This is a genomic window from Moorena sp. SIO4E2, from assembly GCF_010671945.1.
GTDB classification, from domain to species: domain Bacteria; phylum Cyanobacteriota; class Cyanobacteriia; order Cyanobacteriales; family Coleofasciculaceae; genus Moorena; species Moorena producens.
Genome location: NZ_JAAHIE010000084.1, coordinates 6,545 through 20,483 on the forward strand (window position 1 = coordinate 6,545; position 13,939 = coordinate 20,483).

Sequence of the window (13,939 nt, forward strand, 5' to 3'; positions counted from 1 at the left end):
TCTAGGTCTTTTTCCTTACCTAGAGATTCCATTACCAGCTGCTGTAAGTAGCGGGAGAATAGCAATAGACTGTCTTTGTAAGGCAACATGACCATATCTTTCTCCCCCTTGCCATTGCCAGCAAAGTACCAGGATAGGGCAAGTAAGGCGGCTGGATTGCTTTTGAGCTGGGGGCTACCGGTAGCGCTATCAATCTCTTTAGCACCAGCCAGCATCTGACGGATATCAATCCCTTGTAGTGAAGCTGGAAGTAGTCCCACGGCGGACATTTCAGAGGTACGTCCTCCTACCCAATCGTACATGGGAAAGGTGGCCAGCCAACCTTCGGATTTTGCCAATTGATCTAGTTTGCTGCCAACACCTGTAATGGCAACAGCCTGGGCAGCAAAGTCTAGATTCTGAGACTCGTAGGCTGTTTTAACTTCCACCATGCCGTTACGAGTTTCTGGTGTTCCCCCAGATTTGGAGATGACTAATACCAGAGTGCTAGACAATCGGTCTTGGAGTTGGGCTAGCACAGCATCAATGCCAGCTGGGTCAGTATTGTCAATAAAGTGAATGGCTAAAGGAGGAGAGTCTAGCCCGAGGGCTTCAGCGACAAACTCAGGACCAAGGGCAGAACCCCCAATACCAATGGAAAGAACATCAGTAAATTTTGGTGCCCTAGGGGGATGGATGGCACCCGTGTGGACATTTTGGGTAAAGGTTTCAATTTTGTCGAGAGTGTTGACAATGTCTTGTTGGAGTTCTGGAGTTGGGGCTAAGTCCGGGTCTCTTAGCCAGTAGTGACCGACCATGCGGTTTTCATCAGGGTTTGCGATCGCACCGTTGACTAGGGCATCCATATCCTTAAATGCCTTTTCCAACTTAGGCAGCATCGCCTCCACAAAGGCATGATCAAACCCCATACGGCTGATATCAAGGTAAAGCTCTAACCCTTCGTGGTAATAAAGCCAATCCTGATAGCGTTGCCAGAGTGCAGCGGCGTCCATAAGTAGCTCTCCAACTTCTGTTATTGTCCACTCACAAGTTTAAGGCAAGCACTTGACATCCTCCCCCGTTAAATCAGAGATTATAACGGGGGATTCCCAAACTTCACAATTTGGGTTTACTGCTTCCAAAGCACTTATCTAGGTTGTTGTCAACCCCCGACAGCCCGCCTACACAGTCATTTTTTCCCACGAGACGAAACCGATAGATAGGGTCGCCTTTATAGTTGGTAGGTTATGCGTAAAAGGTTCAAGTCTTTTGTGATAAGGCGACCCTATCCTTACGGTAACTTCAAGATCTGCCCGACCGCAGTGATACCACGTTGACAAATTACTTGAGCAGCTGAAACATCTCTGTTAATTTCGTAATGGCATTCAGGACATTTGTGTATACGTTCAGACAAATCCTTTTTCCCTGTATGTTTACCACAATTTGGACAAATTTGACTGGTAAATCTGTAGTCAACTTTGCCAAAATATACCCCTCGTTTCCAACAAACCCAAGCTAAGATATTAAATAACTGACCAAAACCAGCCAATACGGGTATGTTTACTTAACATTCCTTTTGCCCAAGTTCTCAAGTCTAAGTTCTCAACAAATATCATTCCGGAGACGAAACCTTAGAATAGTGGAGCCTTAATCAACAAGTTTTAACTCTTCTATGCATAGCCTGCTAACCATAAAGGCTCCACTATTCTTACGGTAACTTCGTTCCCAGCTTGGTCACACAGATGGTAAGCATTCAGCCGTCAGCCGTCAGCCGTCAGCTGTGGGCTAAAGGCCCACCCTAAGCGAACAGCTGACGTAACAAAGATTAAACGAATGCTTACTTGTTTTATTTAAAAGCTCAAAGCTTTGAGCTGATAGCTGATAGCTGATAGCTGATAGCTGATAGCTGAATGCTCACCACAGATGATGTGCTAACTTGAATTGAAAATCTTTTCGAGTATCTGAGATTTTTTGATGAAGTCTTGCAATTTTATGATTAAGTTTATGTCTATTTGCCGACCCTTTTTTCTTTAGCTTCAATCTGCGTTGTAGCAACTCGCGCGTTCCCTAGCGCCGTGCGACGGCGCGGGGTCGCTCGTCAATTTAAGCTTACCGTGCAGCTCGCTTAAAAATCTAGGGCGCTCTATTAACTCATTATCAGAAGTTGCTAAAAACTTATTTAGTCCAATATCAATCCCCAGCGGGTGACCCCATCCTGGTAGATCAGGAACACTGACTTCACTTTGTAAAGACAGCATTGCCAAATAACCACTAGCTCGTTTAACTATCCTAACTTGCTTTATCTTGAATCCATCTGGAATTGGCCGTGATAATCTCATTTTAACTATTCCAATTTGAGGTAGCTTAATCCACTCATTTTTAATTGGATTTGTTTTAAATTGAGGAAATACAAACGATCGCATCCGATCTGGATTTTTAAATCTAGGAAAACCATATCCTTGTTCTTTCATGTTTTTAAATGCTCGATCTAAAGTCTTTAAAACTTGTTGTAAGACCTGAGCATTTATTCTTTTGAGTTCAGGATTGGCTTTTTTGGCTTTAGTTAAATTAGCAGCTTGTATTTTGTATTTAGGATATGGCTGATCTACTGGAATTATATATTCATGCTGTAATGAACAATAATTAACTGCACACTTTCGACTTTTGTACCAATCTTTTCGTTCCCTTAAAGCGTAATTCCACACTTTTCGGCAAACCGCCAATATATCTTCAATGACGGCGATTTGTTTTTGGGAAGGAATCAGTTTGTACTCGTAGGTTAGTGTCAGCATATTTAAATTATAACATAATTCTATCCAGGAATGCCACTTGAGTAGAACTAAGCTTCTGACCGCAATTCACCTCACGCTAACCCGATGGGTATAACGTGAGGTGAATTGCTCCATATTGATAGCCTAAACTACCCCGACTGAACTAGCCCTTAACGTCGGGGCTATGCGCGACTGTTCCCAAAACTTTTTTGGATTTTTAAGCAGGGATTAGACCCACTCAAGGGCTTGTTGAAGCGACAGGCTGTGGCAAAGTGATCGAATCCCTGAGCAACTTACTAGCAGCTATAGTTTCCTGTCTTGCCCATTGATCTGCTGCCAATATATCGTCTAAGGAAGGATTGGAACAGTTATCAGCTTGGTGGCGATCGCATACAGATTCAATACAACGAGGAATATCCAAATAACCAATTTTCTCCTCTAGGAATAGGGCAACTGCCTGTTCATTAGCTGCATTCAATACCGCTGGCATCGACCCCCCAGCCCGACCAGCCGCATCAGCGATGCCCATACAGGGATATTTCTGATGATCCGGTTCCCTAAAAGTCAAATTACCAGCTTTCACCAAATCTAGTGGTTCCCAATCGGTATAGATCCGTTGCGGCCATGAGAGGGCATAGAGTAAAGGTAAGCGCATATCTGGCCAACCTAACTGAGCTAATACTGAGGTATCTTGCAGTTCAATCAGGGAGTGAATAATACTCTGGGGATGGATCACAATGTCGATGTGGTCATAATCCATGCCAAACAGGAAGTGAGCCTCAATCACTTCCAATCCCTTATTCATCAGGGTGGCAGAGTCTACAGTAATTTTACGTCCCATTGACCAGTTGGGATGCTTCAGGGCATCAGCCACCTTCACTGAAGCTAACTTGTCTACGGACCAATCTCGGAAAGCCCCCCCAGATGCAGTTAGGATAATCCGCCGCAATCCCCCTGCTGGCACTCCCTGAAGACACTGAAAAATGGCCGAATGTTCTGAGTCAGCTGGTAGCAGCTTAATACCATGCTTTTCAACTAAGGGTAGTACTACTGGACCACCTGCAATTAGAGTTTCTTTATTCGCTAAAGCAATGTCTTTACCCGCTTCAATAGCAGCAATAGTAGGCAACAAACCCGCACAGCCGACAATGCCAGTAACTACAGCTTCCGCATCACCATAGCGTGCCACTTCTACCACTCCAGCTTCGCCCCCTAAAAGAATAGGTTGGGGGTCAAGGTCAGCAATTGCTGCTTTGAGTTCTGGCAATCTCTCTTGATCACGAATTGCGGCAATCATCGGTCGAAATTGCCGAATTTGAGCGGCTAACATTTCCACATTGCGCCCAGCTGCCAATCCCACTAACTGGAATTGCTCGGGGTATTGATTAACAATATCGAGAGTTTGGGTACCTATTGAGCCAGTGGAACCTAAGAGTGTAATTTTTTTCACAATTTTTTTATAATTACCAACAACTCCCCTATCATACCGGGGCAATGGGAAGCCTATAAGTAACTCAACCTAATTAAAACGATTGGTAAATTTTTCTGATCGTATTGGCAATTTGGCAACAAACCTTAGTGAATATCGGTTTTGATTAAGTTTTACCCCTATTGTGAGTGATCAGCAAGTCTTATGTAGTCAATCACACAACGTAGACCGGATTAATGCGGAATGATATGGCCAACATTTATATATAGTAGTTTTCAATTGGGTGAGGTACAAAGTCCTGGGTTTTAGGGAATAGGGACTAGGGAGTAGGGAGTACGGAGTAGGGAGTACGGAGTACGAATCCCCCCTTGCCACCCTTAATAAGGGCGGAAGAAAATTGACTTTACCTCATAAGTATGAGGAACGCTATATTCTATATATATAGATATATATGATGTGGCGTCTTCCCTATGAAAAGGTATTATCAGTGATTTGAGCAAAAGGTTGCATGAAAATTGAGACACTGGCAGTGCATGCTGGCCATAATATTGACTCAGCCACAGGGGCAGTAGTGTCCCCAATTTATCTATCTACTACATTTGAACGTCATCCAGACGGCAGCTACCCTCAGGGTTATAACTACAGTCGAGACAATAACCCGAATCGGGATAGTCTGGAGAAATGCCTGTCTAAATTGGAGGGGGGAGCAGCAGCCGCCGCTTTTTCTTCTGGTTCAGCGGCTACCTTGAGTATCTTCCAGGCTTTGTCCCCTGGAGACCATGTAGTGGCACCTATAGATAGTTACACAGGAACTGGGTTTCTCTTGCGAGAAGTTTTTGGCCCTTGGAATTTGGCGGTCACTTTTGTAGACATGGCTAATCCTACCACAGTGATGGAAGCAGTTCAACCCAACACCAAGCTGATTTGGATAGAAACGCCTTCCAATCCAATGTTAAGGATTACTGATATCAGCAAGATTGCCCATATTGCCCATCACCATAATGTCTATTGTGTTTGCGATAACACTTGGGCAACACCGATTAGCCAACGTCCGTTGGAGTTGGGGGCAGATTTGGTTATCCACTCCACAACCAAGTATCTCGGTGGACACAGTGATGTCTTAGGAGGTGCCGTGATTACTAAGGTTAAGGATGAATTTTTTCACAAAATTAAAACAATTCAGATGGCTGGCGGTTCAGTAGCCGCCCCTTTCGACTGTTGGTTACTCCTGCGGAGCATTCAGACCTTGCCCTACCGCATGAGAGCTCATTCAGAAAATGCCTTGAAGGTGGCACGGTTTTTAGAAGAACACTCCAAAGTAGAAGCTGTTCATTATCCGGGATTACCAAACCATCCAGGACATGGAATTGCTGCTGCTCAGATGAACTTGTTTGGGGGTATGATTTCTTTCCAAGTTAAAGGAAACAGGGAAGATGCCTTTGCCTTTACTGGCAAGGTGAAAGTATTTACACGAGCCACTAGCTTGGGAGGTGTCGAGAGTTTAGTTGAACATCGTGCTTCCATGGAATTTCCTGGTACCCGAACCCCAGACAATCTGTTACGGATGTCTGTTGGTCTTGAACATACTGATGATCTACTAGAAGATCTTGCCCAAGCTTTAGGTTAGTGAGGAGCCGTTGCACATTTGTGGGATGTTACCATTTTTTGCACATAACTAAAAGTGGCTTATAGTCTACAGTTCAAACTTCCTTCGACAAATAGGTACATCATCCCGTTATTGTGCAACGCCAGTAAGGCAGAAGCTTAATCGCATTACTACTTTAGAGATTTATGAGGAGTTATCGATTCTCTAGCGGCAGCACTCACCCCATCAACGAAAAAAGTCAAAAAGACAAAACAAACCAGCGTCATCCCCACACTCGGATAATCAAAGCTGCTCAGTTGTTCGGTCAACAATACCCCTAATCCTCCAGCCCCAACTAATCCTACAATGACCGTCTCTCGCATACACACCTCCCAGCGATAGAAAATATAAGCCAGAAAACGAGGTAAATTCATCGGGAATATCCCATAGAGAAACAAGAGTGCTCCTGGAGTTCCTTGTGCTTTTAAGGCTTCTAAAGGAGGCTTTTCCAAATTTTCATTCATTTCTGCCATCAACCTGCCAAGGATGCCGATATTATGCAATCCTAGGGCGATCGCACCAGGTAAAACTCCCGGAAACATGACAAACATCACAACTAATGCCCAAATTGGGGCAGGAATAGCTCTGCAAAACAGTAGTATGATCCTGGTGAATACTAGGATAGACCAGCCTTGTAAGCCAGCTAATCGGGACGCTTTTGGACTGGGATTGAGCAATCCCCCTGGTAGCAAAAAATTATGGGCTGCCGGAAAAGACAGAACAATCCCTCCAAGACCAGAACCAGCACTGGCCAGGACAGACATAACTAGAGTTTGTAGTGATAACTTCCACAGCTGCGACAAGGGCACAGCCTTAAAATCGAGGGGAAATGATGCTTGGGCAATCTCACCCAAGAGTTTTTGAGTTCGGGGAGACCAAAACTTGCTCACATCAGGACTGACATACAAAAACCCCAAACAGCACAAGGCCACTAAAATTAAAACTACTCTTAAATTAATCCGGCGACGCAAGATGACACTACTGATGTCAATTACAGCGCTTAATAAAACTAGGGCATAGAAAAATGTCCATAGTTGTTCGTAACGAAGAGACTGTAAACTCAGCAAAATCTCATAGCCCAATCCACCAGCCCCAACCAGCCCAAGTACAGTAGCTGAACGAATGGAACACTCAAAGCGATAGAGGGTGTAAGACAGGAGATTTGAAAAGGCTTGCGGAATGATACTGTAAAGAAAGGCCATCAAGGGGGACACGCCACTACTGAGTAATGCCATCAAAGCACCTCGGGGCGTTTCATCCAGAATTTCTGAGAAGACCTTCGCGACAATTGCCCCATAGGGAATGGCGATGGCCATAATGGCCGCCAGAGGATCTAAACCCCAGATACTGACAAAAAAAACCCCCCAGATCATCTCATGAATCGCTCTGGGGAAGGCCAGCAGTCCCCGAATTCCCAGCCAGATGGGTTGTCGCAGAGTCCAGTGAGGCAAGACTGTCAACCACCAAACCTGGGAGGTGATCACTCCTGCCACCACGCCGAGCAAGATACTCAGGAAAGTGCCGCAGGCGGCATAAGCTAGGGTCGTGAGGGTAGCCTTCAAGGTCAGGTGCAGAAACTCAGGACTCATTTCGGGGTGCCAACTCGCCCGCAAGAATCGCAAGAGTTGGTAAAATCCTCCCAGATTAACAAGATCTTGCTCAAAGATACCAGCTTTAACAACCGCCATCCCGATAAAAATGACAAAACAAATTCCCCACAGCAGGCTGCGATTCAGTAATGGTGGACGAGATAAACGTTGAGTCATCTAAGTTATTGCAACGGAAGTATATTAGTTTAATAGTATTTTGGTTTCAAGGGAACAGTGGATAAAGTAACAGGAAACATAAAACGGTTAACAGCGAACACAAATAGATATTTATAGAATACCATCACCCCATAAAAATAGAGTTTAATGGACATAATTAGCCATAGATAAATGGTAAAAATGGTAGTGGTAAAGATGTAATGATTTAGCTAGGTTGTAGTCAAGGCTTCGGGAGTTAAAATCAATACTTTGGTACCGCTACCATCGTTAATAAGGTTCAATTTTTAATCAATTGTTGACCCGCTTAGTCTGATTGCTGTGACTCTATTAAAGATTATTTAGAGATGTCTAATACTAAATCAGGTTTAATAATACTATATTCAAAACAATCAAAGTCTTTGCCTAGAATTGATTTGAGGATTTAGGTAAATAACCTATAATAACCGAATTTGGTATAGTGTGTCTTAAACTTTACTCCGAGTGCTATATAAGTTGAGACGGAACGGTTCCTGAAAATTGAAAACTATACATTGATCAGATCAGTTTCTGTAGCATATAATTTGTCGATCATGGTCTGAGACAAAACCCCTGGAGGAACATCAAAGACAATCTGTCCCCGTTGCAATCCCACCAAGCGATCGCAATGACTGCAGGCGAATTCGAGAGAATGGAGACTAGTTACTAATGTCTTTCCCCCGGTTTCACTTATCTCCTTGAGCAAATCCATAATTTCCCGACTCATTTGCCTGTCCAGGTTAGAAATCGGTTCATCAGCAAGAATCACGTCAGGATTTTGCACCAGCACTCTAGCTAAGGCAACCCGTTGTTGCTGTCCTCCAGACAGTTCCTCGGTGGGTGCATAAAGCTTTTCGGGAATTCCTACCTGAGCTAAAGCCTTGAGAGCAGTGTCTACCTCTTGGGGAAACAATAAAGAAACAAGGGCTTTCATCAATGACCAGCGTCCTAAATGACCCGCATTAACGTTATGAATCACCCGGAGGTTATTGACTAGATTGAACTGTTGGTAAACGGTGCCAAGGCGACGCTGTACCTGACGCAATTGGCGCGGGGAGATTCTAGCTAGATTACGACCTAAGACCCAGACTTCTCCTTTACTGGGGAGTAAGATGCCATTGAGCAGGCGGATCAAAGTACTTTTACCTGCACCACTCGCCCCGACTAGGGCAACTCGTTCCCCAGGATAAATCTTGAGGTTAAGGTTAGTCAATGCCCGAAACTGGCCAAATTGCTGGGATACCTGTTTGAGTTCAAAGATAGGAATTTTAGTCATTGGTGATTAGTGATAAGCTCTTCAGCATTTGGCGTTGCTTAATAATGGAATGATTTGAATAGTTTTGTGGAATGGGCATCTTCCGTGTTCCTGGCGGTGCGACCGGTGGCGAATTTAATTCGACGACTGTAAACGCACCGGATCTTTTCGGGCTAGCAGGATGCCCAGCCTACTCCTATTCAGCGCTAAGATTCAACAACTTCATTCCTTGACTGACGCAACGTCACCTAAAGTGCTCAAAGGGAACAGCGGATCTGCGGATAAAGAAACGGGGAATAACCAATTTAAATGCAGATCAGCTTATTTACTTAATCTTGCCAATTTTCCGTCCAATTGCCTCAATTTCGGAATAGTTGTCATTTTTTGTAGAAATAAATTTAGTAGCTCCAAATAAGTCAAGAATTTCTTTTTGCTCGGGAACATTAGGATCTAGCTTTAACAAGGCGGCTTGAACCCGCTCAACAAAATCATCCCCGTAGCGTTCTTTGACTTTAGGATTAATCACCCAGTGATAATCATAGTAAGCTGGAGTTCGCCAAATCAACTCTACTTTTTTTAAGTCCACATTTCCAGCTGCAACGCGACTCTTCCAGACCTGTTCGTTCAAGGCTCCTACCTTGTAGCTCCCTGCCTCAACCAATTGAATTGTGGCATCGTGGGATTTGGAAAACCCAACTTCACCTTGAAAATCGTCTAAGGTTACCCCTGCTTGTTGGAGAAAATACTGGGGCATCAAGCGTCCAGAGGTAGATGACTCGCTGCCAAAGGTTAAGGTATGACCTTTCAAAACTTTTAAATCTTTAATGTTCTTAATGGGTTTGATCCCACTGCTTTTATTGGCGATAAAAACGGTGTGAAATTCAGCATCAATATCCCGTTGAGCGATCGCTTCAGCCTCTTCTACCTGTAACCGTGCTTGAACCCCAGTCAGTCCACCAAACCAGACCAGATCCAAGTCCCCCACCCGAAAAGCTGTTACCGCTGCTGCATAGTCAATCACAGGCTTGTATTCTACCGGAACCTTTAACTCTGCTTCTAGGTAAGCTGCAAGCTTGCCGTAGAGTCGCTGTAACTTTTCAGGATCTTGATCGGGGATTGCTCCAGTGGTAAAAGATTGAACCTTAGCCCCATTTCCAGACGAAGATGTAGAATCGGAGCTAGGGGCACAGGCAGTAACCGGTAGTAATAGGACTAAAATAAAACCTAGTAAGATTTTTTTGTTCATTGTTTTTTTTCTTGATCATCAAACTGTGAAGATTATACTTTGGCTAAGGTAAAAATTTAATTTTTTTATCCCAGATTCCGCCGATCAAGTTGTAGTATTAAAGTAATACGCTAATTCTGTGTAGCTTGGCGATTTTTTTTACCTATAAATAGTTAATTTTGCTAAATATTAAATTTGGCGCTATCGGTGTTTGATAAGCCACAGATAAAGCCTGATTATTACGTATGACACTGTCAAGTCTGGCATGTGGGTTTTATTGAACCAAAATTTAGATAAACTGAAGACAGCTTTTTCAATTTTTTCAACGGGTCTCATGCAGGCAGCTCCTCAACCGATCACCACAGATTTAGTCTTAGTTGGCGGTGGTCACAGCCATGCGATCGCTCTCAAAAAGTTTGCCATGAAACCTCTGCCTGGTGTCCGTATAACCCTGATTACCGACAATGCCCACACTCCCTATTCGGGAATGCTACCAGGTCATGTTGCCGGTTTTTACAGCTACGATGAAGCTCACATCGACTTGCGTCGTCTGGCGGTGTTTTCCAAAGCCCAGTTATATTTAGACCAAGGGATTGGTCTGGAGTTAACTGAAAAGAAAGTCATTTGTGCCAATCATCCCCCTGTTGCCTTTGATTATTTATCCATTGATATTGGCAGTACGCCAGCAACGGTTGGAACACCTGGTGCAGCTAAGTATTCGATTCCTGCTAAACCGGTTCCCCTGTTTTTAGCAGCCTGGGAGCAAATCGCTGCCCAGGTGGAACAAAATCCCATGGACCCTTTCACCTTGGGTATTGTTGGGGGTGGAGCTGGTGGAGTAGAACTCGCCCTCAACATGCAAGCAAAATTGCATGGAATATTAACCGATGCTGGTCAACCGACGGAGAAGTTACAAGTTCATTTATTCCATCGAGGCACACAACTGTTACCTCAGCACAATAGGTCGGTCAGCCGTCACTTAGAAAAAATTTTCTTGCAGCGAGGCATTAGGCTTCATTTAGGGGAAAGGGTCAGTGAAATAGCTGCTAATGGCGATGACCATCCACTGGGAGCATGCCCAAGTTACACAAACATTAGTAGTGAGAGCATCTTGCTCCCTGGAAATACGGAAAACGAGCAAGATGCTCCCAGTACAAATTTACAAAAATGGGTTATCTGCGACTCTGGCTTAAAAATCGCATGCCACCATGTCTTTTGGGTGACTCAAGCTTCGGCTCCCAGTTGGATTAAAGCCTCAGGACTGGCTACCGATGAGCGAGGGTTCGTTCTCGTTGCCGATACCTTACAGTCGATTTCCCATCCCCATGTCTTTGCTACTGGAGATATTGCCACCATGCAAAACTACCAGCGGCCCAAAGCTGGGGTATTTGCTGTTCGTCAGGGAAAGCCATTATTTGAAAACCTGCGACGGATTGTCTTAGGGCAAAAACTGCTCCCTTATCATCCCCAGGCCCGATATTTAAGTTTAATTGGCACCGGGGACAAACAAGCGATCGCTTCTTGGTCATTTTTGGAGTGGCGCTCACCGCTGCTGTGGCTATGGAAAGACCAAATTGACCGCAAATTCATGGATAAGTTTGACGATTTACCGTCAATGGAAGCGGAACAACCAAGCAGTAGGGGAGATCAAGAGTCCCAAAGACAAGAAGACAATCTCTCCAGTTCCCTGTTGCCATCACCGATTAGCAAACCCAAAATGCACTGTGCAGGCTGTGGTTCAAAGGTCGGTAGTACAATCCTAGAAAAGGTGATCAAACGGCTGCCGATCATGGGAGGAGCCGATATTATGATTGGATTGGGGGACCCAGATGACGCAGCTGTTTTGCAAGTTCCAGCCGGTCAACTGCTGGTACAGACAGTCGATTATTTTCGTAGCTTGATCGATGACCCCTATATCTTCGGTCAAGTTGCCAGCAATCACTGTTTGAGTGACATTTTTGCCATGGGAGCAACCCCTCAAAGTGCCTTAGCCATCGTCACCATTCCCTACGGGACAGACGAAAAGATCGAGGAAACTCTCTATCAATTGATGTCGGGAGCCAATAAAATCCTCCAAGACTGTCAGAGTCCCTTAATTGGTGGTCATACCACTGAAGGCGCGGAATTAGCCTTTGGTCTGTCCTGCAACGGGCTAGTTCATCCCAACCAACTTTTGCGCAAAAGCGGGATGAAACCGGGGCAAGTGTTGATTCTAACCAAAGCTATTGGTACAGGAACACTGTTTGCAGCTGATATGCGCTACCAAGCTAAAGGTCGCTGGATTGAGCAGGCCCTTGAATCCATGTTGCTCTCCAATCAAACCGCTGCCCAAGTCCTTCTTGAATCCGGCGCAACAGCCTGCACTGACATTACTGGATTTGGGCTGTTCGGACACCTGTTCGAGATGGTAAAAGCCTCCCAAGTGGGCGTTGAATTAGACTTAGATACCATACCGATTTTGCCAGGAGCCATAGAAACGGTGCAAGCAGGAATTACCAGTTCCCTACACCCTCAAAATTTACGACTAGCCATCTACATCAATAATGCTACCCAGGCTAGTGATTTAGCCAAATACCAGTTGTTATTTGACCCTCAAACCTCTGGTGGACTCCTGGCTGCTATTCCAGCTGAAAACCTTGATGAATGTATCAAGAAGTTGAAAACATTTGGTCACAAGCAAAGCTCCTTGATTGGTAGGGTTATTCCTGCTCCGGAAAGTATGCCAATTACCCTGAATATTGGCTAAAGAGAAAACGCGAGCATTAAGCTGACCGCTGAATGCTTACGGAACTCCTAAAGCTGAAAGCCCCGTGTTTTCAAACCAGGGATGAAAGCTCGTAGCGACTTTAGTCGCCGTGAATAAAATCTCGACTTTTGCTTAACACTTTTATACAAGCCTGTTAAGATAAATATATATCGAATAAAGTCGAAATTCGGTGATTATTATAGAGTTCAAAGCCAAAGGGAAAAAGTCTCAGTATTCATCGATAGATGAAGATATCCGGACAGTTAAGTTCATCTGAAATAGCTGCATCCGTCTATGGTTGGACAACAATGGTACAGGGAAAAGTGACCTTAGCCGATATTCCAAAATCCTTTACAGAATTTTTTGAGATGAGGTTTTCACAGCAAAAAATATCCCGATTTTCCCATTGAGTAAGAGAGCGTATCCACTCTTAGCAGCACCTGTATCAAAAACCTTGGAAATAATACCAGCCTCTCTAACTTAGGCTTCACAATAAATCCAAGCTTCTAGGGTGATATCTTTGGCAATTTTAAATTCAGGCTGATTTCCCAAATCGATATAATCATCCTGACCATCAAAAGTGAGAACAGTCTGTTAGGAAGACACAGAAGATGCCGAGGGTCTTTTCCTACCAAAACTTCTTGAAATGTGAGAGCCTTGTGTCTTTAGACCGAGGGTGAAACAGAGAGACTGGGTTGACCCAGTCGTGTCTCTTTAGTCTTTCTTTATTTCAGATCTAATAATTTTTTCTACAAGTTCTCCCACACTGGTATTTGATTCTCTAGCTGATAATTGAAGCCACTTCCAAGTAGTCCCAGTTAGCCAAACGGTATGGGGCTTCTTCAATTCATCATGATGTACGGGTACTCCCCGCATTCTTTTTCTGGTTTTCCGCTCATTTATTGTTGACATATTCAGAACCAACGTCTTTACTAAGAGTATATTAAAAAAACAAGGAGGTGATGACAACTGTACAAGACAATTCCAGTCAAAGCTAGTTTTTCAGAGGAGGAAAAAGCCTTTTGGTTGTTCCAATGCGAGAATGCTAATAGCCTAGGGAATTGTGCAACTTATTATGCGAAGCAAAAACATTACTCTTGGTTGGAGC

Annotated in this window: 9 protein-coding genes and 3 pseudogenes; 4 read left to right on the forward strand and 8 right to left on the reverse strand. The window is 44.2% G+C overall.

The features are described 5' to 3' along the window. From F6K37_RS12045 to dxr, 4 genes and pseudogenes are all read right to left on the reverse strand, one after another. Window positions 1-992, reverse strand: a 992-nt coding sequence (locus F6K37_RS12045) for a phosphoglucose isomerase-related protein (protein WP_502887738.1), incomplete at its 3' end; no start/stop codon positions are given. Between the two features lie 278 nt (window positions 993-1,270). Continuing rightward, window positions 1,271-1,528, reverse strand: coding sequence for a zinc ribbon domain-containing protein (locus tag F6K37_RS12050; protein ID WP_008180765.1), 258 nt, complete (start codon window positions 1,526-1,528; stop codon window positions 1,271-1,273). Window positions 1,529-1,899: 371 nt separating this feature from the next. Further along, window positions 1,900-2,771 (reverse strand): annotated as a pseudogene (locus tag F6K37_RS12055) (RNA-guided endonuclease InsQ/TnpB family protein); the annotation flags it as partial. 217 nt (window positions 2,772-2,988) lie between these two features. Further along, on the reverse strand, window positions 2,989-4,200 hold the full coding sequence (dxr, locus tag F6K37_RS12060; RefSeq protein ID WP_044492437.1) for a 1-deoxy-D-xylulose-5-phosphate reductoisomerase: 1,212 nt from the start codon (window positions 4,198-4,200) through the stop codon (window positions 2,989-2,991). A 487-nt stretch (window positions 4,201-4,687) separates the two neighbouring features. Between dxr and F6K37_RS12065 the strand changes: the two genes are divergently transcribed. After that, entirely contained in the window at window positions 4,688-5,806 is a 1,119-nt protein-coding gene (locus F6K37_RS12065; RefSeq protein WP_008180771.1) for a trans-sulfuration enzyme family protein, read from the forward strand. Window positions 5,807-5,955: 149 nt separating this feature from the next. Here F6K37_RS12065 and F6K37_RS12070 read toward each other — a convergent pair whose 3' ends face one another. The 3 genes from F6K37_RS12070 to F6K37_RS12080 form a co-directional block, all read right to left on the reverse strand. After that, complete coding sequence (locus F6K37_RS12070; protein ID WP_287250390.1) at window positions 5,956-7,590, reverse strand: PhnE/PtxC family ABC transporter permease; 1,635 nt, start codon at window positions 7,588-7,590, stop codon at window positions 5,956-5,958. 523 nt (window positions 7,591-8,113) lie between these two features. Further along, a complete protein-coding gene (locus tag F6K37_RS12075) occupies window positions 8,114-8,881 on the reverse strand; it encodes a phosphonate ABC transporter ATP-binding protein (protein ID WP_008180777.1) in 768 nt (255 codons plus the stop codon). 304 nt (window positions 8,882-9,185) lie between these two features. Beyond that, entirely contained in the window at window positions 9,186-10,106 is a 921-nt protein-coding gene (locus F6K37_RS12080) for a putative selenate ABC transporter substrate-binding protein (RefSeq protein ID WP_008180779.1), read from the reverse strand. Between the two features lie 313 nt (window positions 10,107-10,419). Here F6K37_RS12080 and selD point away from each other — a divergent pair, with 313 nt between their 5' ends. Both selD and F6K37_RS12090 read left to right on the forward strand, forming a co-directional pair. After that, on the forward strand, window positions 10,420-12,831 hold the full coding sequence (gene selD, locus F6K37_RS12085) for a selenide, water dikinase SelD (RefSeq protein WP_044492438.1): 2,412 nt from the start codon (window positions 10,420-10,422) through the stop codon (window positions 12,829-12,831). 190 nt (window positions 12,832-13,021) lie between these two features. Further along, window positions 13,022-13,195: pseudogene (locus F6K37_RS12090) on the forward strand (RNA-guided endonuclease TnpB family protein); the annotation flags it as partial. 350 nt (window positions 13,196-13,545) lie between these two features. On the opposite strand, the gene F6K37_RS12095 reads toward F6K37_RS12090, so the two are convergent. Further along, window positions 13,546-13,743: a hypothetical protein gene (locus tag F6K37_RS12095; RefSeq protein ID WP_008180784.1), complete on the reverse strand. Its 198-nt coding sequence runs from the start codon at window positions 13,741-13,743 to the stop codon at window positions 13,546-13,548. A 57-nt stretch (window positions 13,744-13,800) separates the two neighbouring features. On the opposite strand from F6K37_RS12095, the pseudogene F6K37_RS12100 reads away from it, so the two are divergent. Next, window positions 13,801-13,939: pseudogene (locus tag F6K37_RS12100) on the forward strand (RNA-guided endonuclease TnpB family protein); the annotation flags it as partial.

What these genes read in the sequence shown, in the direction of transcription:
- F6K37_RS12075 (WP_008180777.1), bottom strand. Translation starts at nt 8,881, where the DNA reads ATGACTAAAATTCCTATCTTTGAACTCAAACAGGTATCCCAGCAATTT.
- F6K37_RS12080 (WP_008180779.1), bottom strand. Translation starts at nt 10,106, where the DNA reads ATGAACAAAAAAATCTTACTAGGTTTTATTTTAGTCCTATTACTACCG.
- selD (WP_044492438.1), top strand. Translation starts at nt 10,420, where the DNA reads ATGCAGGCAGCTCCTCAACCGATCACCACAGATTTAGTCTTAGTTGGC.
- F6K37_RS12070 (WP_287250390.1), bottom strand. Translation starts at nt 7,590, where the DNA reads ATGACTCAACGTTTATCTCGTCCACCATTACTGAATCGCAGCCTGCTG.
- F6K37_RS12065 (WP_008180771.1), top strand. Translation starts at nt 4,688, where the DNA reads ATGAAAATTGAGACACTGGCAGTGCATGCTGGCCATAATATTGACTCA.
- F6K37_RS12095 (WP_008180784.1), bottom strand. Translation starts at nt 13,743, where the DNA reads ATGTCAACAATAAATGAGCGGAAAACCAGAAAAAGAATGCGGGGAGTA.